25 protein-coding genes are annotated in these 26,754 nt (G+C 69.9%); 7 read left to right on the forward strand and 18 right to left on the reverse strand.

Annotated elements, in window-relative coordinates; all coding sequences use genetic code 11:
• Nucleotides 1–334: response regulator transcription factor (locus VF106_RS48685; protein ID WP_330846948.1), on the forward strand; the 334-nt coding region annotated here is incomplete at its 5' end.
• Here VF106_RS48685 and VF106_RS48690 read toward each other — a convergent pair.
• From VF106_RS48690 to VF106_RS48735, 10 genes are all read right to left on the reverse strand, one after another.
• Entirely contained in the window at nt 230–1,498 is a 1,269-nt protein-coding gene (locus VF106_RS48690) for a sensor histidine kinase (RefSeq protein ID WP_330846949.1), read from the reverse strand. The two genes, VF106_RS48685 and VF106_RS48690, sit on opposite strands and share 105 nt — an antisense overlap.
• A gap of 555 nt (nt 1,499–2,053) precedes the next feature.
• Nucleotides 2,054–2,815, reverse strand: coding sequence for a TauD/TfdA dioxygenase family protein (locus VF106_RS48695; RefSeq protein WP_330846950.1), 762 nt, complete (start codon nt 2,813–2,815; stop codon nt 2,054–2,056).
• Nucleotides 2,816–3,107: 292 nt separating this feature from the next.
• Entirely contained in the window at nt 3,108–3,275 is a 168-nt protein-coding gene (locus tag VF106_RS48700) for a hypothetical protein (RefSeq protein WP_330846951.1), read from the reverse strand.
• 380 nt (nt 3,276–3,655) lie between these two features.
• Nucleotides 3,656–4,576 (reverse strand): effector-associated domain 2-containing protein, encoded by a 921-nt coding sequence (locus tag VF106_RS48705; RefSeq protein WP_330846952.1) that lies wholly within the window; start codon nt 4,574–4,576, stop codon nt 3,656–3,658.
• A 104-nt stretch (nt 4,577–4,680) separates the two neighbouring features.
• Nucleotides 4,681–5,451, reverse strand: a complete 771-nt coding sequence (locus VF106_RS48710) for a hypothetical protein (RefSeq protein ID WP_330846953.1) — start codon at nt 5,449–5,451, stop codon at nt 4,681–4,683.
• A complete protein-coding gene (locus VF106_RS48715) occupies nt 5,448–6,041 on the reverse strand; it encodes an RNA polymerase sigma factor (protein ID WP_330846954.1) in 594 nt (197 codons plus the stop codon). The genes VF106_RS48710 and VF106_RS48715 overlap by 4 nt, the downstream gene beginning before the upstream one ends.
• Nucleotides 6,042–6,076: 35 nt before the next feature.
• Entirely contained in the window at nt 6,077–7,609 is a 1,533-nt protein-coding gene (locus tag VF106_RS48720) for a carboxylesterase/lipase family protein (protein ID WP_330846955.1), read from the reverse strand.
• Between the two features lie 68 nt (nt 7,610–7,677).
• Nucleotides 7,678–8,517: a transglutaminase domain-containing protein gene (locus VF106_RS48725; RefSeq protein ID WP_330846956.1), complete on the reverse strand. Its 840-nt coding sequence runs from the start codon at nt 8,515–8,517 to the stop codon at nt 7,678–7,680.
• A gap of 33 nt (nt 8,518–8,550) precedes the next feature.
• On the reverse strand, nt 8,551–9,357 hold the full coding sequence (locus VF106_RS48730; protein WP_330846957.1) for an EamA family transporter: 807 nt from the start codon (nt 9,355–9,357) through the stop codon (nt 8,551–8,553).
• An 88-nt stretch (nt 9,358–9,445) separates the two neighbouring features.
• The gene (locus VF106_RS48735) at nt 9,446–10,897 is read right to left on the reverse strand and encodes a CYTH and CHAD domain-containing protein (RefSeq protein ID WP_330846958.1); all 1,452 of its coding nucleotides are present in this window, start codon (nt 10,895–10,897) and stop codon (nt 9,446–9,448) included.
• Between the two features lie 124 nt (nt 10,898–11,021).
• On the opposite strand from VF106_RS48735, the gene VF106_RS48740 reads away from it, so the two are divergent.
• Nucleotides 11,022–13,529, forward strand: a complete 2,508-nt coding sequence (locus tag VF106_RS48740; RefSeq protein WP_330846959.1) for an ATP-binding protein — start codon at nt 11,022–11,024, stop codon at nt 13,527–13,529.
• Nucleotide 13,530: 1 nt separating this feature from the next.
• On the opposite strand, the gene VF106_RS48745 is transcribed toward VF106_RS48740, so the two are convergent.
• From VF106_RS48745 to VF106_RS48765, 5 genes are read right to left on the reverse strand one after another with little or no spacing between them, the layout of a single operon-like run.
• On the reverse strand, nt 13,531–14,544 hold the full coding sequence (locus VF106_RS48745) for a hypothetical protein (RefSeq protein WP_330846960.1): 1,014 nt from the start codon (nt 14,542–14,544) through the stop codon (nt 13,531–13,533).
• Nucleotides 14,545–14,602: 58 nt separating this feature from the next.
• The gene (locus VF106_RS48750) at nt 14,603–15,712 is read right to left on the reverse strand and encodes a glycosyltransferase (protein WP_330846961.1); all 1,110 of its coding nucleotides are present in this window, start codon (nt 15,710–15,712) and stop codon (nt 14,603–14,605) included.
• Between the two features lie 49 nt (nt 15,713–15,761).
• Entirely contained in the window at nt 15,762–17,768 is a 2,007-nt protein-coding gene (locus VF106_RS48755; protein WP_330846962.1) for a hypothetical protein, read from the reverse strand.
• Nucleotides 17,769–17,827: 59 nt separating this feature from the next.
• The gene (locus VF106_RS48760) at nt 17,828–18,628 is read right to left on the reverse strand and encodes a class I SAM-dependent methyltransferase (protein ID WP_330846963.1); all 801 of its coding nucleotides are present in this window, start codon (nt 18,626–18,628) and stop codon (nt 17,828–17,830) included.
• A 34-nt stretch (nt 18,629–18,662) separates the two neighbouring features.
• The gene (locus VF106_RS48765; RefSeq protein ID WP_330846964.1) at nt 18,663–18,965 is read right to left on the reverse strand and encodes an isoamylase early set domain-containing protein; all 303 of its coding nucleotides are present in this window, start codon (nt 18,963–18,965) and stop codon (nt 18,663–18,665) included.
• 47 nt (nt 18,966–19,012) lie between these two features.
• Between VF106_RS48765 and VF106_RS48770 the strand changes: the two genes are divergently transcribed.
• From VF106_RS48770 to VF106_RS48780, 3 genes are all read left to right on the forward strand, one after another.
• Nucleotides 19,013–19,519: a hypothetical protein gene (locus VF106_RS48770; RefSeq protein WP_330846965.1), complete on the forward strand. Its 507-nt coding sequence runs from the start codon at nt 19,013–19,015 to the stop codon at nt 19,517–19,519.
• A 57-nt stretch (nt 19,520–19,576) separates the two neighbouring features.
• The gene (locus tag VF106_RS48775; RefSeq protein WP_330846966.1) at nt 19,577–21,058 is read left to right on the forward strand and encodes a right-handed parallel beta-helix repeat-containing protein; all 1,482 of its coding nucleotides are present in this window, start codon (nt 19,577–19,579) and stop codon (nt 21,056–21,058) included.
• Between the two features lie 574 nt (nt 21,059–21,632).
• On the forward strand, nt 21,633–21,866 hold the full coding sequence (locus tag VF106_RS48780) for a hypothetical protein (RefSeq protein WP_330846967.1): 234 nt from the start codon (nt 21,633–21,635) through the stop codon (nt 21,864–21,866).
• Between the two features lie 52 nt (nt 21,867–21,918).
• Here VF106_RS48780 and VF106_RS48785 read toward each other — a convergent pair whose 3' ends face one another.
• The 3 genes from VF106_RS48785 to VF106_RS48795 form a co-directional block, all read right to left on the reverse strand.
• Entirely contained in the window at nt 21,919–22,323 is a 405-nt protein-coding gene (locus tag VF106_RS48785; RefSeq protein WP_330846968.1) for a DUF6292 family protein, read from the reverse strand.
• A gap of 155 nt (nt 22,324–22,478) precedes the next feature.
• On the reverse strand, nt 22,479–23,933 hold the full coding sequence (locus VF106_RS48790; RefSeq protein ID WP_330846969.1) for an aminotransferase class I/II-fold pyridoxal phosphate-dependent enzyme: 1,455 nt from the start codon (nt 23,931–23,933) through the stop codon (nt 22,479–22,481).
• Between the two features lie 177 nt (nt 23,934–24,110).
• The gene (locus VF106_RS48795) at nt 24,111–24,932 is read right to left on the reverse strand and encodes an endonuclease/exonuclease/phosphatase family protein (RefSeq protein ID WP_330846970.1); all 822 of its coding nucleotides are present in this window, start codon (nt 24,930–24,932) and stop codon (nt 24,111–24,113) included.
• An 83-nt stretch (nt 24,933–25,015) separates the two neighbouring features.
• On the opposite strand from VF106_RS48795, the gene phoU reads away from it, so the two are divergent.
• On the forward strand, nt 25,016–25,660 hold the full coding sequence (gene phoU / locus VF106_RS48800; protein ID WP_330846971.1) for a phosphate signaling complex protein PhoU: 645 nt from the start codon (nt 25,016–25,018) through the stop codon (nt 25,658–25,660).
• A 10-nt stretch (nt 25,661–25,670) separates the two neighbouring features.
• A complete protein-coding gene (locus VF106_RS48805) occupies nt 25,671–26,711 on the forward strand; it encodes an amidohydrolase family protein (RefSeq protein WP_330846972.1) in 1,041 nt (346 codons plus the stop codon).
• The last annotated feature ends 43 nt before the right edge of the window (nt 26,712–26,754 follow it).

The following is a 26,754-nucleotide window of genomic DNA, read 5'->3' on the forward strand; positions in this document are numbered from 1 at the left end:
CCGCGCACTCTCCGCCAAGGTGACCGGCTTCATGCTCAAGGACGCACCAGCCGCACAACTCGCCGACGCCATCCGCAACGTCGCCGCCGGCCGACGCGTCGTCGACAGCCAACTCGCCATGGCCGCATGGGACAGCGCGGAGTCCCCGCTCACCGCCCGCGAGACCGAGGTCCTCCGCCTCACCGCGGAAGGCATGCAGGCGGTCGACATCGCGTCGAAGCTGTTCCTGTCAGTCGGCACCGTCCGTAACTACCTCACCACGATCATCGGGAAGCTGGCCGCACGCAACCGGGTCGACGCGATCCGGATCGCACGGGAAGCAGGCTGGCTCTGACGCCGGTACCCGGTTGCGCATCACCCGCAGGGGCACGTCGGCACGGAGCCGGAACATGTGCGGATCGCGTGTCACGGTGACCGAGCCGCCGATCTCCTTGGCACGCACCGAAAGGTTGCGCAGTCCGCAGCCGCCGCCGTCCCGGTTCGCTGGCAGCGCCGCCAGGTCGTCGTTCACGATCTCGATCGACGCGTGGTCGCGCTCCTGCCGGATGGTGATCTCGCAGTGCTTGGCCTTGCTGTGCCGCAACAGGTTCGTGACGCCTTCACGCAGCACGGTGGCCAGCACGGTGCTCACCTGGACCGGCAGGTCGGTGTGGTCGACGTCGAGTTCGACGGCGACGTCCGCGGCCGAGAGCACCGACACCGCGGAGCGGCACTCCTCCTCGATCGACAGCTCCCGGTAGCCGCTGGCGACCGTGCGCGCGTCGGACAGCGCGAGTCGGGAGATGTCCAGTATCTCGAGCAGTTGGTCGCCCGCCTTCCTCGGTGACGTCTCCAGGAGCCGGTGGGTCAGCTCGATCTTCAGCGTGATGGCCGACAGGCTGTAGCCCAGCAGGTCGTGCAGGTCCCGCGCGAAACGCAGCCGTTCACGCAACACCGCCATGCGCGCGATCTCGGCACGGCTCTCCTGCACCTCGCGGACGAGTGTGGTCAGCCGGGACAGGCCGTACACCACGAGCCCGGTCGTGACCGTGGAGATCGCGGTGTAGAGCGTGTCCACGAGCCGCTCGGTGAAAACCCACTGCGCGTAGCCCATGCTCGCGACGACGAGACCGAAGGCGGTCCACGCGAAGACGGGCCGCAGCACCAGCAGCGCGCTGCCAGCGAGGAACCCCGGCACGCCGACCCACGCCTGGCCGAAGACCAGGATCGGCAGGTACGCCAGGCAGGCCTGGAACCCGAGGACCGCGTGGCCGAGCGATGAGCGCAGCCGGGTGCTTTCCCCGGAATACCACAGCGACTGCACCAGCGTCAGCGCGACGATGCACGTGCTGGACAGCACGACGGCGCCGACGGTGACGTTCGGGAGGAGGAGAACGTGCAGGAAGTCGATCAGGCAGATACTGACGAAGACGGCGACGACGACACCCATCGCCAGCCGGGGCGCCGGAAGCGGCCCCGCGCCAGGGATTGGGTGGCCGGAGGTGGTGGGAGTGCTCACGACGGCAGCTCCGGTCCGGCCTACAGCAGTCGACGCGGCGCACGCGGCCAGCGCTCGAGTAACCAGCGCGGTAAAAAAACAGACACGACTCTCACCCCTGATACCTCCGCCCGATACCTAGAGTGTGTCTTGCATATGCACTTGTGATTCGCGAATGAACGCGACCCTGTCTGGAGAATACACCACGGATGGGCGCCCGGGACGCAATTCTTACGTGGCCGACACACGCGAATTCGCCGGGGCGTGCGCCGTTCAGCGCAGTCGTACAACGAAACGACAGGCCGGCGACCGACAACTGTGGACTGTGCAGAATGGCCACTCAGCCGACCGATGGGCCTGATGGAGCCGCCACACAGCGAAACCGAATCGGCCTTTCGGGGTAACGGCGTTGCGCCGGGCGGCACGCACCAGGCAGGTCCGCCGCGGCCGGCCCGTCGGAGGAGAGTGGATCGCGCCGAGGAGCGAATGGGCGCGTCCGGTCAATTATGCAGGTTGCATTGACAAAATCGAGAATGCGTCGAAACAGCCGATCGTCTCGGCGTGCGGCCTTTCGGACTATCCGTCGTAGACCGAAACGACCGGCTCCGGGGTCGCGGTGTAGGACGCGTGGTGGATCAGGCTGCGGTTGTCCCAGACGAGCAGGTCGCCCGCCTCGAACGTCTGCAGGTGCACGTTGTCGTGCTGGTAGGTCCGGTCGAGCTGACCGGTGACCTCGAGCAGCCGCGCGAGGAGGTCGGGACGGTCGGCGCCCCCGGCGTCCTGGACGGACGTGGTGAAGCCCTCGCTGAGGTGTAGGACGGTCTCCCCCGTGCGCGGGTGCGGCTCCGTGATCGAGTTCGTCACGGGCGGGGCCTTACCGGTGACGACCTGCACGAGCTCGGAGATCGGGCGGCGCACGTCGGCCGGCAGGAGCTTGGCGTGGCGGAGCACGCTGTGCGTGGCGGTGGCGCCCACGACGGCCAGCTTGAGGTCGGCCGAGAGCCTCCGGTAGGCGGCCGCCATGTCGATGAAGTAGGTCGGCACCACCTTCGGATAGGCCAGCGCGAAGTCGAACGGCGCACGCGTCAGCAGGTAGTCGGAGTGCCAGAAGCATCCCGGGCTCCGGTAGACCGGCTCGTGGAACTCCGCCCGGCGACCGAGCCGCTTGCCCAGCGCCAGGATCCCGTCCCGCGTCACGTCCTGACCCTTCAGTACGGCGATCTTGTCGGCGTAGACAGCCTTCTTCAGCATCGCGAGGTCAGCCGAGGACGCCTCCGCAGCGTCGAGGCCCTCGACGGTCACCCCGAAGGCTTCTCCCGCTCGCGCGGTGATCTTCATCAACGATTCCCCAACAATCGTTCGGCACATTCTTAAAACGGGATCCACCCACGAAACATCACATTGACGCCAACCGGCGAAATGGCATGGCGAAGCCGGTCGGAAAGTCGCTTCCGACCGGCCGCCAAGCCCTGATGGGGAGCCCACTACAGGCCTGCCCGCCCCCGGCGCCGCCTCCACCACCACGCGGCCACCGGGGCGTTCCCATCGTCCCCAGACGCTCGTCGAACTGTGTGTTGGCACCATCGCCGGCACGTCTGTCACGCCCCGACGATGGGCCGGACCAGGGATATCAGGCGTTCGTCGCTGGCCGGCCGTCGCACCAGGTGATGCTCGCGAGAGGGGCGGCCGTGAGACCGGAGTTGGTCCAGCTGTCCAGGACGTCGATGCGCACATCGCCAGTCGCGGCCACGTCGGTGCCGTCGAAGAAGAAAGCCTTGACAATCTCGTTGGTCGACATAGCAATCTCCTTGAGAGGAAAGTTTTTTGTCTTCGGCTAGCGGGGAGCAACCGCTGGGTTTAAATTTCCGCTATCGGGGTAGGGTCCGACAAGTTCCCCAGTCACCGTTCACTCAAGGGGTTTCTCACTGCCCCCTCATGAATTGTTCATACCGACCTGACGGAGTCAGTCCGCTACTTTGCGCACTCGCGGCACGCCTCACGTCCTGACACGTGGCGGTCATCCCTGATCATAGATAGGACGGCCACTGGAGAGTATGCATCGCGCGTGCCGCGACCGGTGACCGCTCCCGCAACTCATGTGACAGGTTCACGGGCAGGGGTATGAGATCTTCACGTCAGGCGCCCGACGAGTCCACTATGGACAACCGAGGTCGGCCGTCACACCGCGCCGCCGGTCAGGAGCGTCAACAGTCGGTTCAGCGGCACGGATCCGCTCGGCTCGTGGTTCGTGATCACGGAGACCAGTTGCAGCAGGCCGTTGTCGAAGTCCAGGCATGTGCGCAGGATGCTGATCACGTGAGCTCGGCGGGCCGTGAAGTGCCTTACCGTGCCGGCGAACGGGAGCTCGTCGACCACGAGGGAGCGCGTGTCCTCCTGCCGCATGCACGGAATGTCCTCGAGCGCGTCGACGACCTCGTAGAACCGAGGCGACGCCGGGCGCAGCCGCACCGGGATGACCACGGGCGGGACCGGTTCGGTGACCGGACGGACGGAGGGTGCCGGCGCGGGTAGCTCGTGGCCGGGGACGCGGATCCAGCCGACGTCGCTGGTTTCCTTGACATCCACGTTGACCTGCCGGTACGCGTTCGGCTCGTAGTCGTCGTGGTGCTGGATCACCTCGGTGTAGAACCAGTCCGAGGCGATCATGGCCAGTGATCCCGCGGAGTTCCGCAGCGCCTCCTTCAGCGGCGGCGCGTCCAGCAGGCGGCTCGCGAGGATGATCGCCTTCCCGGCGACGCCGTACCTGTCGTAGGTGACCTCCCCCGCGTGCAGGGCGAGCCGCAGCCGGATCCGCTCCGCCGGCAGATGCGCCTCGTTGTGCGCCCCCAGCGCGTCGGCCAGCGCCTCGGGCAGCGCGCCGGCAAATGCCCCCTTCGGCACGTGCGCCGGTGCGAGCACGAGGATGCTGTCACCGACGTCCTGCTGGAAGCACTTGTCCCAGGGAATCCCGGCCAGGTCGAACGCCTGCTGAACCGACTCGTACATGCCGGATCGCAGGGTCACGTAGTTCGGCCGCGTGCGGGCCATGCCACCGTAGCCCGCGATGTCGACCGAACAGATTGTCTGATGGACGTCCACACGACTCACCCCGGGCATCAGGATGCAACCGTGTCTACTGCCGGCACAAGAACGCGACGCCCGACAATTGCTTGTCGAGGCGTCACGTTCTGGACTCACCGAGGCTACGGGGTCACCTCTGCCAAAAGTGTCCCGTTTTTGTCATACGCGCGGAGTACCAGAGCCCGGCGGTTCTCCGGGATGAGCCAGTCGGTTGGGTGGAGGACGCGCGCGAGGAAGGTGCCGTTCGCGACCGAGGCGTCCACCGAGTCGGCGCCGACCGTGACGGTCACCTTTGCCACCTCGGGCGACACCCGGCCGCCGAACTGGTCTGTGCCGGGCTGCCCCGCGTACTGCGACTTGTTCCCCGCGACATCACCGCCCGCGCTGGCCAACGAGGTGTCGAGGCCCACCGGTGGCGTGAAGTCGCCGAAGCCACCGCCGCCGGGGTTGTACCCGGTCGGTGGGGTGTCGAGCGTGCACACCACCGCGACCCGGTCGCTGTAGAGCAGCGCGACCCGGCCAGCCGCGTCGGTGAGCACCTGCTTCAGCGTCAGCGTTTCGTCCGGGAAGCCGGACCGCGCGCAGCCGTCCTCGATGGCGGCCCGCTCGTCGGGCGAGACACCGGCAACCGGCTCGCTCACGTCGGACGTCGACGTGGACGGTGCCGGCAGAGTCGTCTCCTGGCTCGTCGGCTGGGTCGCCGCGTTCCCGCCGTTCCCGGTCCACGGTGTGAACCACGCGACGAGGCCGACGATCGCGAGGGCGGCGGCCGCGGTGACGAGTGGGGCGATCCAGCGGCGGTTCGGACGGCGGGTCGCGGCCAGCACGGCGCCACGGATCTGGGCGTGGCGCCCCGGCGGCAGGTCGCGGGACGGCGGCAATGTCGTGTTCACAGTTCCTCCTTGGCGGTTGCGAGCGTCATGACCGACCTGCCGAGCAGCCCCTGGAGCCGGGACCTGGCCTTGCTGACCCTGGCCCGGACGCTTGCCTCCGCGATCCCGAGCACCGCGGCGGCCTCCGCGTAGGACACGCCGGACCACACGCACAGCGCGAGTGCCTCCTGCTGGTTGCGGGGCAGCTCCCGCACGGCGGCGAGCAGTTCGGCCATCCGGCGTTCGTCGTCGATACGGCCGGCCACGTCGTCGGCGTGGTCGGGCGCGGGCGCCTCGACCGGCACCCGGTTGACCAGGCGCAGGCGCCGGGCCACCGTCCGGCGCTCGGAGCGGACCACGTTGGTCGCCACCGCCAGCAGCCACGGCAGCGCGGAGTCGTTGGTGAGCGTCACCCGGCTCCGCTTCCGCCATGCCATCAGGAAAGTGGCCTGCGCGAGATCCTCACCGGCGGTCCACGAGCCGACGAGCCGGAAGCAGTGGTTGTACACAGCGCGCGCGTGCCGGTCGAACAGCAGCCCGAAGGCGTTCGCACTACCGGCCGCGGCCTGTGCCCACAGCTCCCGGTCCGTCGGCTCGAAATCGGTCGTCATGACCACGTTGTGTCCACCACGACCGGAAGTGTTGCCTACCGCCAGAACCCGCAGTTGTGCTCGGCGGCCACGTCGACCTGCTCGATCGCGGCAGGCGCCAGCGACTGGGCGTTCTCACCGAGGAAGATCGGCCAGCTCGGCAGGTCAGGACCGTTGGGGTTGCCGGTGGCGGCGAACCGTGCCCAGTACGCGATCATCTGGTCGGCCAACGCCTTCTGCTCCGGGTTGAGCACGCCGGGGAAGCCGACCATGTCGAACAGGTACGGCAGCTCCGAGCTGTGGAACGCGCCAGGCGGCAGGTTCGGCGGGAACTCGAACCAGCCGGTCGGCGCGGTGCGGTCGGCGAACTGGTAGCCGTACACCGGCACGTGCCTTGCCAGTGCGCGGTTGTCGGTCACGTGCCCGCACGCCCACACCCGGTCGGTCAGCACCTGCGCGTACGCCAGGATCGGCGAGCCATGCGCGGCGGAGGGGTACTCCGCCGCAACGCGCGGCGCGTCGGCGCCGAACGCCTCGACCAGCAGCGCCTGGTAGGACTCCTCGGTGAACGGCTGCGGGGCGCGCGCGGGCGCGAGCCGGCCTTCGTCGCGCGTGTGGCCCGCGATCACCGGCACGCGGTGGAACCGGCCCTGTGCCAACGCCTGGCCCGGATGAGAAGGCAGGACCTTCGTGCCGTAGGTCAGCCGGGTGATCATCATGACGTAGTCCTGCGACACCAGGTCGGCGGCCGGCACCTGGCGCAGACAGTCGACCGCGTCGGCCGAGTCCGCGCAGCCGTACCGCGCGGCGAGGTCCGCGCCGTGCGCGTTGGACTCCGCCAGCGACACGAACGACGACGCCGCCGGCTGGTCCTGGATCAGGCCGTTGGCCGGCCAGCTCGTCGTGCAGGTGCCGCTCTGGATGATCGCCCGATGGAACAGGCCCCGCGCACCCGGCGAGGTCAGCTGCGCGCAGACGTCGAACGCGCCCCCGGACTCACCGAACAGCGTGACCCGGTCGGGGTCGCCGTCGAACGCGGTCGCGTTGCGCCGCACCCACCGCAGCGCGGCCTGCTGGTCCTCCAACCCGAACGCGCCGCCGCCGGCCAGGTCGGGGTGGCTGAACGCGCTGAACACACCCAGGCGGTAGTTCACGGTCACCACGACCACGTCGCCCTGGACGGCGAGCCGGGTCGGGTCGAAGTCGGTGCCGGCGCCGATGCTGTTCCCGCCGCCGTGCACCCACACCATCACCGGCTTGCGGCCGGGTGTGCTGGGCGTCGTGACGTTGAGGTAGAGGCAGTCCTCGGTCGCGCTCGGGGTGCCGCCGCTCGCGGTCTGCGGACAGCGGTCAGCCGGGGTGGTGGCGTCCCGCACTCCCGCCCACGGCGTCACCGGTCGTGGGGACCGCCATCGCGCGTCCCCCACCGGCGGCGCCGCGAACGGAATGCCTTGGAACGTCCTGTGGTCAGGCGCGACCGTGCCACGAACCGACCCCTCGACGGTTCGTACCACCTCCGTGGCGCCCTCGGCAGGCGCACCGGCCAACCCGCTTGCCAGCGCGGTCGCGACCAGCAGTTTCGTCAACATGGATCATGGCTCCCTTCGCGTGCTCGCACAGCAACGTCGAAGCAGGAGCCGGCACTTCGACACTCGGCTCAGAGTTCTTCCTCGCGATCACGGACGGCGTTGCGGACCGTCGGCGGCACGCGAAGTCGTGGGTCGGCCATCAGGTCGGGGAGGTCCGTCAGCTCCGGGTCGAGCGTGGCGGCGGCCAACCGGTCGAAAAGCTCGACGTCGACCGGTGCCTCCGGCTCAGGCATGGCGCCCCACACGTCCCACGGCAGCAGTTCCACCTTGAGCAGTGCCGCCGCGTCCCGCATGAGGTTGGCCGCGATCCACCAGTAGCCGGCCTCCTTGGTGAACGTCAGCCCGAACGAGTCCGGTGACGCCTCGCCCGCACGGCAACGGGTCCACGCGTCACCCGCCACCAGGAAACGGTCGCGTGGCACGTCGGTGACGTCGAAGTCGATCGGGAACGTCGCCAGCTGCGTGGCGTCGATCTGCCCGTCGACGAGCCGCCAGCGCTCACCCGTCCAGTACTCGCACACCCAGTGGTCCTCGAAGAACCCCGGCGCGAAGTAGGCGCCGAACCCGCATCTGGCCCGCGCCGGCACGCCGTGTGCCCGTAACGCGGCCACCAGGAACACGGTGAAGTGCCGGCAGTTCGCCGCGACCAGCTCTTCCGGCGGCCGCGGCGTCGCCAGCGGGGTCGGTGACACCGCGAGAATCCGTGCCAGTAGCCGAGGAACCGGCCTGATGTGCACGGACTCGCGGTCCTCCTGGCTGAACTCCACCCTGTGGAGCCAGGTCAGGTGCTCGTGCGCCATCAGCCCCTGGCCGACGGCGGCGAGCCTGACCGGTTCGGCGGGCAACTCGGCGAGTAGTGCTCGGTAGTCGCCGGTCATCGGCCCGGGTGCGGCGTACATCGCGTGCATGCGGACGACTCTGTGATACTTCCGCCGCCAATATCAACCGACGGCCAACAACCCGATCGAAATTCCCGCCGCGGCGAGGCCGACCGTCTGCCATGTGGACAGCCGTTCCCGCAACACGGTGATGCCGAGCAACGCCGGGATCGCGGGGTACAGCGATGACAGGACGACCGCGACGACGTCCAGCGTCTGCCGGGTCGCCAGCAGGTAGCAGACGAGCGCGCCGGCGGCGGTGACGCCACAGGCGGCCGCGCCGACCCCGATCCGGGCCGGGATCCGGCGGCGCGCGGTAGGCAGCACGATCAGCGCGGCCACCACCCGTCCCGCGACGATCGGCCACAGACCGCTGTGTGCCTGTGCGAGCGCGAGGTACTGGACGGCGAACCCGACGCTGGCGATGAGCGCGTCGCCGAGCGCGGCGGGTTTGCCGCCGCCGTCCGCGCGACCCACCAACCACAACGCGGGCACCGCCACGATCGTCCCGGCCCAGGCGAGTGCCGTGGGCCGTTCCCCGAGCACCGCCACCGAGACGATCACCGGCAGGGCCACCCCGCCCACCGCGCTGACCGGCACGACCACGCTCATGTCGCCACGCGCCAGCCCGCGGTAGAGGAACAGCATGCCAACGCCCGTGCCGGCCCCGGACAACGCACCCCAGCCGAGATCACCGTAGGTGACGTCGGCGGCAACGAACGGCGCCGCCCCCAACGCGAACACCAACCCGGCGAGCTGGCCGACGAACGCGATGGTCCCGAAATGCGCCCGCCGCGACAACAACCCACCGACGAAATCGGCCAACCCGTACGCCACGGCCGACGCGAGCGCGAGCAGCACACCCGTCACCCGGCAACCCCCGAAAACGTCAGTGCCCCTTGGGACAATCGAACCGGGGGCCGGAGGCCACGCCCACCGGTCCCGCGAACAGCCGCCGTCACGTGAGCCGGGTCTTCCGCACCTGCTTCCAGTAGTCCGGGCACACGCGTTCGACCTCGGCGCAGCGCGCTCGTTCACGGTCGTGCAACAGCCCGTACGTGAACCCGTTCTCGCCGGCCAGATGTGCCTTCATCCCCAGCTCCCGCAGCAAAGGCCGCACCACGGTGCCGTCCTGGTGCTCGCCGAGCAGCTTGGTCAGCGCTCGGGCCGCCTTCCGCGCCCGCTTGGCCTTGCCGCCCACGGCGGGCTGGGCCACCTCCAGCGCGTACCGGTACCGCTTCGCCGCCTTCCTCGTCTGGTGCAGGGTGTCTGACCCCATGCGGCGCTTCGTCTTCCGGTACGCCCGCCGCACGTGCTCGCGCAGCTCCTTGCCCGCGGGCCGGGACGCGCGGGAGGCCAGTGGCGGGTCAGCCACGAGCCGGTCCAGCGCGTCGAGCAGGCGACGGTAACGCTTGTCCGCCAACGTCTTCAGCACACGTTCCCGCGCCGTGGCCGCCGCCGGTGCGAAGTGGCGGGTCAGCCGGGCGGACACCGGCCCGACGACCAGTTCATCCGGCAGCGTCGCGATCTCGTCCCGCAGGTGCGCGTGCTGGACCTCCAGGTCACGTGCCTCGGCCATCCGCCTGCCCAGCCAGCGCAGGTCGTCCGACACTCGTCCCGTGTCCGGCAGCAGGTGCCGGTACACCCGCAGCGCGCTGCGCAGCCGTCGCGCCGCCACCCGCATCTGATGCACCGCGTCCGGCGCGTCCCTGCGCACCAGCAGGTCCTGTGTCACGATCTCGTCGTACTGGGTCCGGACGTAGTCGAGCAGGGCGTCACCCGCCGTGTCCCCGGTGGGTCGCTCCTCCTCGACGGCCAGAGCCCGCGCGAGCTTCGACGTGTGCGGCGCCCGGCGCAGTCCAGCCTTCCGCAACGCGCGGTCCATGCCGGGCGCCATGTCCGGGTCGGCCAACTCCACCTCCAGCTCCCGCCATTTGTCTACTGTGGACTCACGGTCGAGGCGGCTCGCGGTGACGCGGTCGTCGGCCACCTCGGCGAGCGGCTTTCCCTTACGCCCGAACAGTTCCCAGATCTGGCGCTCGGTCTTCAGCAGCACGACCGGGCGGATCTCCGCCCCGCGTGCCATCCCGAAGGTCAGGTCGACCAGCTCGTCCGGCGGGGTGTTCGTCACTCTGGCCGGCCCCTTGTCGAGCGGGAGCCGCAGCTCGGTGCGCGAGTCGCCGCCGGCGGGGACCTTGAGGTGCCAGCCGGCGTCGTGGCCGCCGGTCCGCCTGCGCAACGTCACACCGTGCCTGGCGAGCCGCAGGTCGGCCGTGTCGAAGTAGACGGCCTCCAGCCGCTCGGTTCTCGGTCCGTCCACACCGGACACGCCGGGGAGCCCACCGAGTGACGGCAGCTCCGCACCGGCCTCGTACTTGAGTTCGGTCTCACGGTGTGCGGCGACGGTCATGTGGTAGTCCTACCCCTTCCGTGCCTGGCCTAATCGATCACGACGGCCGAAGGGACATCGAATTTCGCCTGTTGGGGCGCACGCGTTGCCCTAACGGCTTGTTCTGGATGACCGACTACTGACCGTGCGGGAACCACTCGAGCGGGCAGGTGTGCTCGACAAGCTGCGCAGAACCGCCCAGGCCGCGGAGGCCGGGCGGGGCTCCGTCGCGCTCGTGACCGGTGAGGCCGGCATCGGGAAGACGAGCGTCGTGCGGGCGTTCACCGCCGGGCTGCGCATGCGGGTGCTCGCCGGCGCGTGCGACGACCTGCTCACGCCCCGCCCGCTCGGCCCGCTGCGGGACATGGCGGCCGCCGGCACCCCGCTCGCGAAGGCGGTGGCCGACGGAGAGCTCGAGCGGATCTTCGACGCCGCGCTCGCCGAGCTGAGCACGCCCACGGTGCTGGTCGTCGAGGACCTGCACTGGGCCGACGACGTCACGCTCGACGTGCTCGGCTACCTCGCCAGGCGCGTGGCGAGCCTGCCGGCCCTGCTGCTGCTCACGTTCCGCGACGAGGAGGCCCCGCTGCGCTGGCTCGGCACCCTCGCCGCCGCGCCGACACACCGGCTGCCGCTCGCCCCGCTTTCCCCCGCCGCGGTCGAAACGCTCGCCGAGGAGGCCGGCCGGGACGCGCCGGACCTGCACGCGCTCACCGGCGGTAACCCGTTCTACGTCACCGAGTGGCTCTATCTCGGCAACGGCGTGCCCGTCACGGTCGCCGACGTGGTGCTCGCCCGCGTGGCCCGCCTCGAACCCGCGGCACGCGCGGCGCTCGAACAGCTGGCCGTGCTACCGGGCGTCACCGAGTACGACCTCGCCGAGCGCCTGGTGGGGCCGCTCGACGTCGTGGCCGAGGCAGAGCGGAAGGGCCTGCTGGAAGCCCGGCCGGACGGGCTCGCGTTCCGGCACGAGCTGACCCGCCGCGCCGTCTACGAGCACGTGCCGGAGCTGCGCCGGCGGTCACTGCACGCGAGCGCGCTCGTCAAGCTGCCCACCAGCAACCCCGCGCGGCTCGTGCACCACGCGGTCTGCGCGGACGCCCCGGCGGCCGTGCTGGCCTACGCACCACGTGCCGGCCGGGAGGCGGCGGCCGCCGGGGCGCACCGCGAGGCACTAGCGCACTTCACCGCCGCCATGCGGCACGAGCACCGCCTGCACGGCGACGAACGCGCGCGGCTGCACGACGACCACGCGTGGGAGCTGTACAACGCGCACCGCTTCACCGAGGCGGTCGTGGCGGGCGAACGTGCTGTCGCGCTCTACACCGACCCGGTCGCGTTGGCGCAGGCGCAGGTCCGGCTGTCCCGGCACTACTACATGGCGGGTGACACCGAGGCGGCGGAGCGGACCGCGCGCCAGGCGGACGAGGGGCTCGCCGGCACGGCCGCCCATGCGTACGCCGCGACCTACCACGGCGCCGTGCTGGCGCTGGCCGGCGACCGGGCCGCACAGTCCGCTGTGGACAGGGCACTGCGGCTGTCCCGCGCGGCGAACCGCGTCGACCTGGTCGAGCTGGGCCTGAACTACCTGAGCACGGCCCAACCCGGGCTCGAGGCGGACGGCCGGATCGCGTTGCTGCGGGAAAGCCTGGCGCTCGCACTGCACCACGGCCACCACGAGCACGCGGCCCGCGCCTACACGAACCTCGGCGAGCTGCTGTACCGGCACGCCCGGTTCGACGAGCTGGCCCGCGTCCTGGCGGACGGCCTGGCCTTCACCCGCGACCGGGGCTTCTCCTCGCACGCCTACAACCTGCAGGTGCACGAGGCACTGCTGACCATGCGCCGCGGCGACCTCACCGGGTCACTGGCCGCGCTGGCGGAGCTCGCGACCCGCCCGGAGGACACCGGGATGCAGCGGGTGTACGCGGAACCGCAGCACGCGCGGCTCCTCGCCAGGACCGGCGACGAGGCGGCCGGCACCCTGCTACTGGCGGCGTGGGAACGCGGCCAGCGGCAGCGTTCGCTCGTGGGACTGGGTTATCCCGGCGCGGCGCTGGCGGAGTGGGCGTGGCTCACCGGCAACGCACCGGTCGCCGCCGCCGTACGCGACGCGTGGGCACAGCACGCGGGTCGTCCCGGCGCCGAGCCGCTGTGGGCGGAGGTGCTGCGGTACTGCCGGCGTGCCGGTCTGCCGGTGCGTTCGTTCGCCGGCTGCCCGGAACCGTGGGCGTCGGGCCTGCGTGGCGACTGGCGTACGGCCGCCGAGGGCTGGGCGCTGCTGGGCGACCCGTACGAGCAGGCGCTGGAGTTGGCGGACTCCGGCGAGCCGGGCCCCACCCGGGACGCACTGCTCATGCTGCAGGACATGGGTGCGACGGCCGCCGCCGCGCACGCGCGCAGGCGGTTGCGTGACATGGGGGTCCGCTCCGTGCCGAGAGGACCGCAGCGGACGACACGGGCACACCCGGCAGGCCTCACCGCACGACAGGCGGACGTGCTGGAACTGCTGGCCGCCGGACTCACCAACGCACAGATCGCGGAAAAACTGGTGCTGTCGGTGCGCACGGTGGACCACCACGTGTCCGCGATCCTGACCAAGCTGGGCGTCGCCTCGCGCCAGGACGCGGCGGCGTACCACGCGTGCGCATGAGTCAGCTCAGCAACGCGGCGATCGGCTCGCGGAACCGGTTCAGTGACGTGACGTCCTCGACGGACGGTTCGCCGACGACGGCTGAGCTGGCGATGACGACCGCGCACCGGCGGCCAACGGCCACACCTGTTTGCACGGCGGTGTCCCTGGTCCGGTGCGCGGCGGCGGCGATGGTCTCCGCGTGCCGCTCCTCCGCCGTCTCGACGAGGAAGATGAGGAGGAAGTCGCGGAACATGATTCCCGGCGGTTCGGCGTGCACCTTCGCGCAGGACCGCAGTCCACGTAAGGCCTCACGGACCTGTGGGGTGTCGCCGCCGAGCCACACGGTCGGCACCTCACCGACCACATCGGTGCTGTTGACCTCGTAGATCCCGTCGTCGTTCACCAACTCGACCACTTTGGCCGCTCGCTCCAGCAGGTCGTCCGCGTCCGGCGATGGGCCGCCAAGGCTGTCCACGAGAACCGGGCCGTCCAGCGTCAGCATCTCGCGGTACCCCCAGGCGGCCAGGTCGACCTCCCGTCCGACGGCGCGTTCGAGGATCTTGGCGACCTGCGGGTCCGCCCACCGGACGGCGCGGCCTCGCACCTCGTCCGGCTCCAGCCCGACCCGCCGAGCCGCGAAGGACGCCAGCGACGCCACGACCACGACGTCGCTCCCGTCGACCCGCTCGACGTCGATCGCGGACAGCGCGTCGAAAGCGGCCTCCGCGGCCCCGGGATCCTCGTTCCGCAGGGCGGCGAGCACACACCGCCGGGCGAACGTGAGGAGCGTGTGGAAGTCGTCCATCGTGAGACCCGCCCGTACCCGCGCATGGTCGTCGACGCCGGTGTACGCACGGACGAACGTCCAGACCTCCGCGTCCTCCTGCGCATCCACCCACTTCCACAACAAGTCCGCCCCACGCGGGTACGCGACCCCGCGCAAGGGCGACGGCCCGGACGCGGTCGCCCGGTGCAGTTCCTCCGACACGCGAGCGACCGCCAACTCCATGCCGAGGAAAACGTCATCCACCACGTTCAGGACTCTAAGTGACCGACCACTCGCTACACACACAGTGGACGCGAGAGTGTCCTTACCTTGTCAACTGCGACAGCACCTCGTCAGCCCCCGGCATCGCCGCGATGTCCTCACTCACTCTCCGTGCTCGTTCGCCGAAGCCCGGTTCGGTCATCAGACGTGTCACGGCGTCCGCGACGGCCTGGGCACCGATCTCGTCAGGCGCGAGCGACAACGCGACGCCGGCACTCTCCGCCAGCGCGGCGTTGTGGAAGTTGTCCGCGCCCCGCGGAAGGATCAACTGCGGCAGCCCGTGCCGTAACGCGCCGAGCATCGAGCCAGCACCACCGTGGTGAACGGCCACGCGACAGTGCGGCAGCACCAGTTCCTGCGGCACGAAGTCCGTCACCTGAACGTGCGCGGGCCATTCGCCGACACGCGCCGGGTCCGCGTTGGGGCCGGTGGTGACGAACACGTTGACCGGCAACGAGGTCAGCCCGTCGAGGGCCGCGCGGAACACGTCCGCCGCCTCGTGGAAGATCGTGCCGAGCGTCAGGTACACGGTGTTCGGGTACTGGTCGGGAATCGCGGGCGCGGTGGTCACCTGGCTCGGCGGCGGCGCCGGTCGCAGCGCCAGCACCTCGGGAAAGTCGGGCCTGGCCTGCAGTCCGGCCGGCAGGATGTCGAGGTAGGTCGCGTCCAGGTACCGATCGGCGACCGACCACTCGGCACACAGTGCGGTGTAGCCCGGCGCGAAGATCGACCAGATTCCCGCCGGCCACATCCCCAGCCCGTGCACGACCTGCCGCGCCCCGGTGACCGCCGCGGCGATGCCGCCGGCGAGCGCCGACGGCTCGTGCACCACCAGGTCCGGGCGCCACGCCACCGCCCTGGGCACCAGATCCTGTGCGCTCGCCCTGGCTTGCGGCACGAAGAACGCGGACACGTCCGCCGCGATCCGCTCCTCCGGCGACAGGTTCTCCTCGTCGACGCGGTGCTCGGCGACGGCCTCGGCCAGCGTGGGCCCCACGCGCCAGAACTCGACGCCGAGCCTTTTGACCTCCACCTCGATATCGGTCCCGGAAGCGACGACCACCTCGTGTCCGGCCCGCCTCGCCGCGTCGACGAGCGGCGTCATGGGCAGGAAGTGCCCGAACACCGGCACGGTCGTGAACAGAATTCTCATGCCGTGTTTGTAGAGCCGCCGGGCCGTGCACGACATCGGTAACGGGTGCCTATATCTCGAGCGACCGTGCCCACATCCGCAGGTACACCTCCGCGCCGCGGCTCATGTCGGTCACGATCGCCTGGCCGTCCGGGCCGGAGACGATACGTAGGTCCTCCAGCCAGTCCGGCAGCATGCCGTAGTGGGCGAACCCGTCGGTGTTGACGTCGTAGGTGCGCTCGCCCGTCCGCTGTCGGTCCACAGTGGATCCGCCGTCGAACGTGCGGAACGGGTACCGGACCGCATTTGTGCCGCGTGGCGGTGGCTGGTGGCCGAAGCCGCCCGTGTCGAAGCCGACGCCGAAGCCGAACTCGTACCGCGGGTCGGCGACCGCCTTCATCGACCGCCACTCGGCGTGGAACTGTTCGGTGCCGAAGCCGTACGGCACGGCCATGCCGCCCAGCGAGTAGATCCGCGGGTAGAAACTCGGGTCCAGCCACGAGTGACCGGACACGGCACCCGCGTAACCGTTGGCCTCCAACAGGTCCAGCGCCTGGTCGGTGGCCTTCACGCTCATGTGGTCGAGGTCCACCATCATGCCGCGGTCCATCATGCCCTCGATGGCATAGGCACCGAGATCGGTCAACCCGTTGACGTTGCAGTGCGGCGCGCTCGGGTACACGGGCAGCGTCACGCCGGGCGGCAGCAACGCCGACAGTGCCCCGGACAGCACGTCGCTCTCGACGGAGATCGTGTTGTCGTGCGCGGCGGTCGGGCACCGTTCGACCTGCCAGAACCGGCCGGTGGAGAAGTAGTTGGCCGCGTTGATGATCGTGCCGGCCGCGCCGCTGTCGAACCGCACGCCGCACAGCGCGTTGTCGAACTTGTGGCACACGAACATCCGCCGGACGCCGAGGTCGTGCAGCTCGTCGAGGCCCGCGTCGATGTCCGCCCGGTCGCACTGCGGCACGCCGTTTCTGAGGCCACAGCCGAACGGCTGCGACACCTCGGCGCCCAGCACCACCGCGAGCTTGCCCTGCTCGATCACCGACCGGGCCTGCTCGGGGTCGGTCACGATGCGGAACCAGCCGCGTCCCGGCCCGCCGTGCTGGTCGTCGATGAAGTCCTGCAGTTCGTAGATCCGCTGCGCCTGCAGGCGGATCGACGCCATGTCCTCGCACGGGTTCGTCTTGATCGGGTAGATCTCGCAGAGTGCCGCGTTGTTGACGAACAGGTTGGTGTAGAGCCGAAGCCCGCCGCGCCACGCCCGCTCGACCCACCGGTAGTACATGGCCTCGTGGGTCCACGAGTTGTGCTTCGGCCAGTCGCGGAAGGTCGGCCAGCCCTTGGTGTCGTGAGTGAAGGTGGGATAGCCGCCGCCTGCGAGGTTCTCCCACCACGCGCCAAGGCCCGCCGGTTCGTGGTCCGGGCAGTCGACGAGCGCGGCGGTGATGCCGTACGGGCTCCACGGCTCACCGCAGTGGATGTCGCCGCCGATGAACTCGTACGCGGTCAGGTGGCCGTGCAGGTCGGCGAGCCCGCGGACCTCGCCGTCGACCGTGCCGGTGAACGGCTGGCCGGTGATGTCGATCTCGGCCTCCGGCGCGCTCGCGCAACCCGACGCGGACACGAGCGTGAACCTGGTGCCGGTGGCCCGCAGCGCGAGTGTCCGCAGGATGGGGTCGACCGCGAGGTGGCGGTTGGCGGTCACGGCGGTGATCGTGACGGTGTCGCCGGTGCTCGCCGTGAGGCGCCAGTTGGTGTCCGCGCTCGCCGCGCCGGCCGCGAGGACACCCAGCGTGCCGAGGCCCTGCCCGAGAAAGTCGGTGCCGGTGCCGTAGAACAGGTAGCTCGCGGCGCCGGTCTTCTGCAGGCGGAACGGTTGCGTGGCGCCGCCGGTGGCCTGGTAGCCGCCGAGCGCGTTGCGCACCACGAAGGAGCCGTTCGGCGCCTGCAGCGCGACGCAGGCGCCGTCGAGGGCGTTGACGTCCGGAGACGCGGCCTGGGCCGGGGGCACGTTGAGCGCGGTGGCGGTGAGTACTGCGGCAACGGCCGCGAGGACACGTTTGCGGTGCATCGGCAACCTCCTGGCTGAAGCTACCGTGGCGTAACAAACACACTCCGTCAAGACGCAGCTCAGCCGGCAGTGCCGATTCCCGTCACGATCAGGTGATGGTGGACGAAGCCTTCCGGCTCCAGCTCGGCGAGCCGCGCGCGCACCGCACGCACGAACTCGGTCCGCGCGTCGGGCGGCAGGCCCAAGAGGCGCCGGGAGGTGTGCCCCAGCTCGACATGCTGCTCGACGAACCGTTCCACCGACGGCCGGTACTCCCAGGGGGTGCCGTCGACAGTCACCTCGGCGAACCCGGCGTCGCGCAGCAGCCCGGCCAGCTTGTCGGGGGTGTCGACCAGGTCGTGGTTGCCGACCAGCGGTGCGTCGGGTGGGGCGTCGTGCCGGTCGAGTTCCTCGTGCCAGATGTCCAGTGCCGGCACCCGCGGTTCAGGGCCCCAGGTGGCCACCCCGACGACGCCGCCGGATCGGAGCACCCGCCACGCTTCCCGTAAGCCAGCAACAGGATCGGGCAGATGGAAGAGCATGAAGGCGAGCACGACCACGTCGAAGACGTCGTCCGCGGCGGGGAGCCGCGCGGCGTCCCCCAGCACCCGGGGGAACCCGGCAGGGGCACGCCCGATCATGCCCGGGGACCGGTCCAGCCCGACGACGAGGGCGTTCGGCGCGACCTCCCGGAGCGTGGGGAGCAGTGTGCCGACCCCGGTCCCGAGGTCGAGGACACGGCGTGCCCCGGCCAGCGGGAGGCGGCCGAGCAGTGCCCGGTTCAGCGGGTCGAGCTCACGGGCCCAGAGGCGTTCGTAGGCTGTCGCGGCGGCGCTGTAGTGGTTGGCGAGAAACCGTACCGAGGAGTCTGCGGAAGTCATCCCGAACCAGGGTAGGTCTTCTGCCGCCCTGCTCCTACCTCTTGTCCGGCGCGAGGGCGATGATCACGCTGTCCTCGCCATCCTGCCGAACCTCCGGATGCTCGGTCTCGTTGCACCAGTAGCCGCCCTCGCCGAGATAGCGGAAGCGGACCTGGGTGCCGTCCGGCACGGTCACCGACACCGAGCGGGTGCCGTTGTTGCGTGGCCGCAGCTCGTGCGCGCCGGGCTCCCACGCGTTGAAGTCTCCGACGACGCTCACCCGGCCATTCGGTTCGTCGGGCCGCAGGACGAACGTGACACGGACGTCGCCGGTGCGGTCGCGGTCGATCTTGAGCATGACTCTCCATAATCGATCTTGTCGGGGGTCGAGCACATAATGCCCGCATGACCGTTATCCCGCTTGTTGATCGTGTCGGCCACGTGGCCGGCGTCGAGTCGATCGTCGTGGACGGCCGGCGCTGGTACTTCGGCATGGACTACGGCAGCGACCTCGTCGTGTCGCCGCTCGTCGAGGACTCCGGCGACATGGCCGAGTTCGCCGCGCAGTACATGGCCCAGAGCGACGGCATGCATGACGTCGCGTACTGGGCCGACCAGGTCGCCTGGGCGGACGAGAACTCCGACCTTGTCGAGCCCGGCGGCAACGTATACGACAGCGCCACGCTCGCCGCCGGCATCGACTACGGCCTCCTCTACCTGTTCGGCGCCGTCACCGGCTGGGAGGGCGACGTGTTCGCCGACGATAACTGGGACGAGATCAGCGAGAGCCTGGACGACGCCGAGGTCCAGAGACGCTTACGCGAGTCCCTGGCGTCGCGGCTGCCCGCCGACTGGGCAACCGTGTTCGCGCCGTTCTTCCAGAGCGGCAACGAAATTCCCCCGAAAGTGTAAGAGGTCGGAACTTTCGGGGTGACGACACGGCCGCCGTGCGCTGCGTAGCTTTCCGCCATGGCAAGAACTCTCGCGCTGGCGGCCGCGCTCGTCCTGTCAGGACTGTTGGCGCCGTCCACTGTGGCGGCGACGGCGCAACCCCCTACGGCGTGGGCGGTGTGCGGCCGGATCGCGGCGCGGTACCCGACGCCACCACCCGGCGCGGTGGTCGTCCGACCGATCGACGAGGAGGTGCAACGCCTGACCGCCGAGCGCCCCAGCGGCACCACGTTCTGGTTGGCGCCGGGCACGCACACGCTGGGCACGGACCAGTACGGCCAGGTGATCCCGAAGAACGGCAACGTCTACCTCGGCGCGCCAGGGGCGGTGCTCGACGGACGCGGGCGGAACCGCTATGCGTTCACCGGCTACGCGACGAACGTCGTGCTCCGCAACCTGACCGTGCGGCACTTCGTCGCCCCGCGCGACGAGGGCGTGGTCAACCACGACTCTGGTGACGGCTGGGTGATCGAGCGCAACACCATCGAGAACAACAAGGGCGCCGGTCTGATGGCGGGTGCGCACCAGCGGGTGCGGGGCAACTGCCTGCGCAACAACGGCCAGTACGGCATGAACGCGTACAAGGACGGTCCGCTGACCGACATGGTGCTCGTGGGCAACGAGATCTCGGGCAACAACGTCGACGACTGGGAGACGGTCACGCCCGGCTGCGGCTGCACGGGCGGGGTGAAGTTCTGGGCGTTGGACGGCGCGGTCGTGCGGGACAACTGGGTGCACGGCAACCGAGGACCCGGGCTGTGGGCGGACACCAACAACAACAACTTCCTCATCGAGCACAACCTGTTCGAGTACAACGACGCGGAGGCGCTCTTCTACGAGATCAGCTACAACGCCGTGGTGCGCGACAACGTCTTTCGCGCCAACACCGTCGTGATGGGCCGGCGGTTCGCGGGCAGTGGCGACACCTTCCCGGTGGGCACCATCTACATCTCGGAGTCCGGCGGCGAGCCGAGGGTCGCGGCCCGCACCAACCGCATCGAGATCCACGACAACACGTTCGTGAACAACTGGTCCGGCATCACGCTGTGGGAGAACGCGGACCGCTTCTGCAACAGCCCGGCCAACACGTCGTTCGGGACCTGCACGAAGCTCGTGGCCAACCCCGACCGGTGTGTCCGGCCACGGATCGCACGCGCGCCGCTCTACCACGACTGCCGGTGGAAGACACAACGCGTGCTCATCCACCACAACCGGTTCACGCTCGACCCGGCGGCAATCGGCTGCGACAGGGGCTGCGGCCGCATGGCGGTGCTGTCCAACTGGGGCACGTACCCGCGGTGGTCGCCCTACCAGGGCCAGGTCGTGCAGCAGGCGATCACGTTCAAGCAGGGGAACCTGTGGCACCACAACACGTACGTGGGCCCGTGGACGTTCACGCCGTTCGACACGTCCCGCGTGCTGAACGCGGCGGCGTGGCAGGCCGCGCCCTACTACCAGGACGTGTGCAGCGCGTTCACGCTGTTGCCGACCACGTGTTAGCACTCGCGGGTGTGCGGATCGTCGCAAACCCTCGAAACCGCGGGTCCTCAAACTGCCGGCCAGGAGCCGGCCACGTGGTGGGGGACCTGCTCACCGGCCAGCGCCTGCCGCCCGCACTGTCCGAGGTGGACACCGTTGCTTCACCCGGCCACGCCACTGCGCGGCCGCACCGATCGGACCGCCACCCGGAACCTCCGCCGCGGCGCGGGCGGCGCACCTGGCGTTCGTGTCCATTGTGGGCATCGACGGTCCACGCCGGCCGGCGCCGCGAAGCGAGCTGACCCTCGCCTACGTCCTGGTGCCCACGGCAGCCGCCATCTGGCTGGAACGGCGGCTGGGTGCAGATCGCTCTGGCCACGAACCTCGTGTTCACCGTGCCGCACTTTCTGTTCCACGCCACGCACCTGGACCACCACCCGGCCGGCTCCGCGAGACCGTCACGCTGGGCCTCGCCGTGCTTGTCCCGGCCGCCCTGCTGGTGCTCAGCCGCCGTCTGCCACGAGCCACCCTCCAGGCGGTTGACCGGACCGACAGCGGGTAGCCGAACTGTGGGACACACCATGAAGGAGGAGATGTGACCAGGGCTGAGACCGGTCAAGTCACCGGTACGAAGGACAAGGACTACAACGTCATCTGGTTCGTCGAGGCATGCCTCAGCAACGCCCTGCGCCTGGAGACCTACATCCAGGACGCCGAGCGGGACGGCGACTCCGAACTGGCCAACTTTTTCCGGCGTGCGCAGGGCGAGAGCCGCAAGGGCGCCGAGCAGGGCAAGGAGATGCTGGTTCGCCGGCTGGGCAAGAACTGACAAAACGAGAACTGGTTTGGCCGGCCCCCCGAGGCCGGCCAAACCAGTCAGCTCATCGAACAAGCGGCAGTAGCCGCACGACCGCGTACTGCGACAGCAGGTCGAGGGCGTCTTCCGCGTTGCGCGCGGCTGGTTGCGGCGCGCCCGCGCCGGGGTTGGCCGCGAACTCAGCGACCTCCTCGGCCGGCGGGCACACGGAACCGGGCAGGTAGGACAGCGTGACCAGGTCCTTGCTTCCCGCCGGCTCGAGCACCGACCGCCACCCCGTCCGCTCGTCCCACACCAGCGCCACATCGATGTCGGGGAACGCGGCCACCCGCTCCTCCAGCGGGATGTAACCCGTCAACGGCCGCTCCAGCCGAACGGAGAACGCCTCCCCGGAACCACACACTCGCGCCACTCGCCGGAAGTACTCGCGCAAACCCCGTGCCGGTTGACTCCAGCTCTCCAACTGCATCGTTCACCTCGCCTCACACGCATGGGGGTGCGTGCGCCCTGCGGTGGTTACCCGGGCGTTCTTCTCCTCACACGTATGAGAAGGGTGGTTTCTTTCGAACAGGTGAAATTGGGTCCGGTCGGACGAACAACTGCTGGGCCATTCGTGGCAGCGCGTTACCGCGCGACTACTCGAACGGACTTCAGCTCGGGGTCCACCGGATCGGGGATCTGCATGCCGGCACGCAGGCCGCTGCGCACGTAGTCCAGAACCTCCTGGGTGATCACCTCGCCCGGCAGCACGGGCGGCGCGCCGGGTGGGTACGGGGTGATCATCTCGGCACTGCACCGCCCGACGGCGTCGGCGACGCTGACCTGTTCGGTCCTGGCGAAGAACGCGTCCCTCGGCAACATGACTGTCGCCAGCTCCAGGTCGTCCGGGCTCGGCAGGTCCACCGGGCGCGGCGCCGGCAGGTCGGCCTTGGCCAGCGCGGCGACCGCGCGCACCAGCACGGCCGCGGTGTCGGCGTTGTCCGCGATGGTCAGCTGGGCGACGATCCTGCGGTGGTCGGCCAGCCCGACCGCCACCCGCCGGTGCTCCCGCAGCCAGTCCGCGGCCTGGTAGCCGCTGATGCCCATCCCGGACACGTCCAGCACGATCTTGAGCGGGTCGGTCGTCGTCGCGAGGTCGGGCCCCACCAACTCCTCGCCCATCACGTCGAGCCCGTCGATCGCGGACAGCTCGCGGCGGGTGGCGTTGGCGAGCGACAACGCGGCACCCAGCAGCTCCTTGCCCTGCTGCATCATGTGCCGGCGCCAGCCGTCGAGCGTCGCGTACACCAGCGAGGTCGGGCTGGTCGTGCCCAGCAGGTCCTCCCGCGCCTTCAGCACGGCCGGGTCCACGCGGTTGCCCTGCTGGTGGAACACCGAGCTCTGCTCGACCGCCGCGCCGGACTTGTGCACGCTCGTGACGCACACGTCCGCGTTCGCGTCCATCGCCCACGGCGGCAGGTCGGGGTGGAACGGCAGGTGCGCGCCCCACGCCTCGTCGACGATCAACGCCCGGTCGAACTCGTGGCAGACCTCCGCGATCGCCGCGATGTCACCGCACGTGCCGTAGTCGGTCGGGGTGACCAGCAGCATGCCCTTGGCGTCCGGCGACTCCGCGAAACAGCGCCGGACCTCGTCGACGCCCGGCGGGTGGGACAGGTGGCGCTCGGCGTCCCAGTTCGGCCGCACCCACACGGGCTCGACGCCCGACAGGATGAGGCCGGAGATCACCGACTTGTGCGACTGGCGTGCCACCAGCAGCTTCTCGTGCGGCCCGGCGACCGACAGCATCGCGCTCTTGACCGACAGGGAGCTGCCGCATGTCGAGAAGAAGGCGTGTTCCGCGCCGACCGCGTCGGCCATCAGCTCCTGCGCCCGCTGCACGATGCCCTGCGAGGTGGTCCGATCGTCCAGTCCGTTGACCGAGAGGACGTCGGCCGCGAAGACGTCCGCGCCGACGATGTCCAACACCCGCGCGTCCACTCCCCTGCCCTGCCGGTGCCCTGGCGGGTTGAAGGGCGTGACACCCCGTTCACGGAAGGCCTGGAGCGCCTCCAGGACTGGTGCGCGGCTGTGGTCCATGCGGCCCGGGTGCCCATGTCGTGACCACGTGAAACGCTGGCGAGTCCACAGTGGCCCAGTCACTCTCGTGGGCGAAAGGCTCGGAGTCGATGTCCTCCCGCCACGCCACGAAAAGGGCGATCAGCTGGGCGAATTCCGGCTCCACGAACCGATGTGTCGCGGATTCGATCAGTCTCGTTACCACGGTCGTGCACGCCCGGCCACCGGCTCGATGTCCGCTGTTACACCAAAATGGTCACTGCCCCACACTCCGTCGATGGGTGTGTCAAGGATGCGTTCACAGTGCGTTACGCGTAGGCCCGGTCCTCCGCCACCCGTACAGCGGATCAGAATGTAATCGATCCGCCGATCGAGGTCATTTTGCCAACGCTCCGTGACCAACGGCATGACCGATGGCACAAAGGTCGGACCAGGCAGGTCACCGTGGGTGAGCTGCCACGCGTCGCGGTACGCGACGCTCGTGCCGTCGAGCGACGCCATGCCACGCCAGAACCGGACGCTCGCGGCCTCCGGCATCGCGTCGAAGTCGCCGGCCACCACCACCTGCTGCCCGGTCCGCTCGACGATCTCCTCGACGAAACCGGCGGTGAGCACCGCCTGCCGGCCGCGCTCGTACTCGAGGTTGGTCCGGTAGGACGGCTTGTGGTTCACCAACAGCAGCGGCAGATCTGAGTGCGGCCAGAGGATGTCCGCGATGAGGGCGCTGGCCGCGAAGCCGGCGGTGCGCGGCCCGAACTGCAGGTCCAGCTCGCGCACGGCGCCGATGGGCCAGCGGCTCGCGATCGAGATTCCAGAACCGTCTTCTTCCCGCAACGGATGATGCGCGATGTGGTACTCCTCCCCCAGGACATCGGTAACCTGGTCGTAGTCGTCGGTCGCGACAACCTCCTGTACAGCCATCACGTCAGGCTTCAGGCGCTGCAACCAGCTCGTGACCACGTGCCTGCGACGCGGCCAGTCCATGTGGTGCCCGAGAAGGTTCTGCGTGACCACTCGCATGTCGTCAAGTCTTGTTCGGCCGCCGCGGGTTCGCATGACAACGTCGAACAAGGGGTACGTCTGTCTGGCGGAAAGGTGGGCAGTTGAGAGAGATCTTCCACAGCGAGCTGACCGAACTGCGTCAGACGCTGAGCTACATGTGCCAGCTGGCGGCCGCGAACATGCGACTCGCGACCGAGGCACTGCTGTCCGCCGACCTCGAGAAGGCGAACCAGGTGCTGGCGGCGGACGTCGAGCTGGACGAGCTGCGGGACAAGTGCGAGGAGCGCGCGCACCAGATGCTCGCGCTGCAGGCGCCGGTGGCGAGCGACCTGCGGCTCGTGCTGTCCGTGGTGTACTGCGCCGACAAGATCGAGCGGATGGGCGACCTGGCCGAGCACGTCGCGAAGACGACGAGCAAGGTCCACCCGGCACATGTGGTGCCGGCGGAGCTGCGGGACACGTTCGCCGAACTGGGCGCGATCACCGCGAGCATGGCCGATGGTCTGGTCCAGCACATCGCCTGCCCGCGCCCCGGCTCGTTCGCGGAACTCGACGAGACCGACCGCAGGGTGGACGCCCTGCACGCCTCGGTGCTCGGCGAAATCACCGAAGCAACGTGGCAACACGGCGTCCCCTCGGCGACATGCCTCGCCCTGGTCACCCGTTTCTACGAGCGCTTCGCCGACCAGGTCGTGTCGGTCGCCAAACGCGTCGAGTTCGTGAGCACGGGCAAGCTGCCGCGCTAGCCTCGCGGGCGTGGTTGTTCGAGTACGCGGCTACGCCCTGCCGCACGGCGAGTACGTCGACCTGTACGCCGACGGCGACCGGTGGACCACCGATCCTGTCGCGGCTGCCGAGCTGGTCGCGGAAGGCTGGCTGGTGCCGGGCCTGGTGGACGCCCACACGCACCCCGGCGCGGAGAACCCGGGCGACCCGCTCGACGAGTCGATGCTGCGCAAGCACCTGCACGAGCACCTCGACGCCGGCGTCACGGCCATCCGCTCCCCCGGCCTGGCCGGCGAGCCGCCGCCGTGGTTCGGCGTGGCGCCGGACGCGCCGAGGGCGTGGCACGCGGGCCCGTGGCTGGCACAGCACGGCCAGTTCTTCTTCGGCTGGGGACATCGTCCCGGCCTCGACAAGCTGGCGGAAACCGCTGCGGCACAAGCAAGACGCACGGGCTGGGCAAAGATCATCGCCGACTGGGGCATCGGCGACACGGTCATCCCGGTCGACGTCCTGCGCGCAGCGGTCGATGCCGTGCACGCGGTGGGCGGCCGCCTCGCGGTACACACCCAACAAGCAGCGGGCGGCGCGATCGCCGTAGCGGCGGGCGTCGACTCGGTGGAACACGGGATGTGCCTGGACCCCGCACTACTGAACGACATGGCGGCGCGCGACATGGTGCTGACGCCTACCTTGTCGGTGATCGAGGCTTCGCTGGCGAGGACCCGCGACCGGCCGGACAACCCGGGAAAACGTTGGTACGTCGAGGGTGCGAGCGCCCACCCCGCCCTCGCCGCCGCGGCCGCCGAAGCTGGCGTGACCGTGCTGGCGGGCACGGATTCCTTACCACACGGGCGAATCATCGACGAAGTACGAGCGCTGGCGGCCGCCGGCCTGCGCCCCCACGACGCCTTGGGCGCGGCCTCGTGGTCGGCTCGCGCATACCTGGGCCTCCCCGGCCTCGAGGCGGGCGCCCCAGCCGACGCGGTGATCTACGAGAGCGACCCCCGCCTCGACCTGCGGCAGCTGGCACACCCGCTGGCCGTGATCCTCCGAGGTAACCGGGTCCGATAGGTCCATTCACGGTCTGCATATTTTCGATTACTCAGCGCGAGTT

The organism is Actinophytocola sp. (genome assembly GCF_036378875.1).
Classification (GTDB): domain Bacteria; phylum Actinomycetota; class Actinomycetes; order Mycobacteriales; family Pseudonocardiaceae; genus Actinophytocola.

What these genes read in the sequence shown, in the direction of transcription:
- VF106_RS48695 (WP_330846950.1), bottom strand. Translation starts at nt 2,815, where the DNA reads ATGAAGATCACCGCGCGAGCGGGAGAAGCCTTCGGGGTGACCGTCGAG.
- VF106_RS48700 (WP_330846951.1), bottom strand. Translation starts at nt 3,275, where the DNA reads ATGTCGACCAACGAGATTGTCAAGGCTTTCTTCTTCGACGGCACCGAC.
- VF106_RS48715 (WP_330846954.1), bottom strand. Translation starts at nt 6,041, where the DNA reads ATGACGACCGATTTCGAGCCGACGGACCGGGAGCTGTGGGCACAGGCC.
- VF106_RS48720 (WP_330846955.1), bottom strand. Translation starts at nt 7,609, where the DNA reads ATGTTGACGAAACTGCTGGTCGCGACCGCGCTGGCAAGCGGGTTGGCC.
- VF106_RS48725 (WP_330846956.1), bottom strand. Translation starts at nt 8,517, where the DNA reads ATGCACGCGATGTACGCCGCACCCGGGCCGATGACCGGCGACTACCGA.
- VF106_RS48735 (WP_330846958.1), bottom strand. Translation starts at nt 10,897, where the DNA reads ATGACCGTCGCCGCACACCGTGAGACCGAACTCAAGTACGAGGCCGGT.
- VF106_RS48750 (WP_330846961.1), bottom strand. Translation starts at nt 15,712, where the DNA reads ATGAGAATTCTGTTCACGACCGTGCCGGTGTTCGGGCACTTCCTGCCC.
- VF106_RS48755 (WP_330846962.1), bottom strand. Translation starts at nt 17,768, where the DNA reads ATGCACCGCAAACGTGTCCTCGCGGCCGTTGCCGCAGTACTCACCGCC.
- VF106_RS48760 (WP_330846963.1), bottom strand. Translation starts at nt 18,628, where the DNA reads ATGACTTCCGCAGACTCCTCGGTACGGTTTCTCGCCAACCACTACAGC.
- VF106_RS48765 (WP_330846964.1), bottom strand. Translation starts at nt 18,965, where the DNA reads ATGCTCAAGATCGACCGCGACCGCACCGGCGACGTCCGTGTCACGTTC.
- VF106_RS48770 (WP_330846965.1), top strand. Translation starts at nt 19,013, where the DNA reads ATGACCGTTATCCCGCTTGTTGATCGTGTCGGCCACGTGGCCGGCGTC.
- VF106_RS48775 (WP_330846966.1), top strand. Translation starts at nt 19,577, where the DNA reads ATGGCAAGAACTCTCGCGCTGGCGGCCGCGCTCGTCCTGTCAGGACTG.
- VF106_RS48785 (WP_330846968.1), bottom strand. Translation starts at nt 22,323, where the DNA reads ATGCAGTTGGAGAGCTGGAGTCAACCGGCACGGGGTTTGCGCGAGTAC.
- VF106_RS48790 (WP_330846969.1), bottom strand. Translation starts at nt 23,933, where the DNA reads ATGGACCACAGCCGCGCACCAGTCCTGGAGGCGCTCCAGGCCTTCCGT.
- VF106_RS48795 (WP_330846970.1), bottom strand. Translation starts at nt 24,932, where the DNA reads ATGCGAGTGGTCACGCAGAACCTTCTCGGGCACCACATGGACTGGCCG.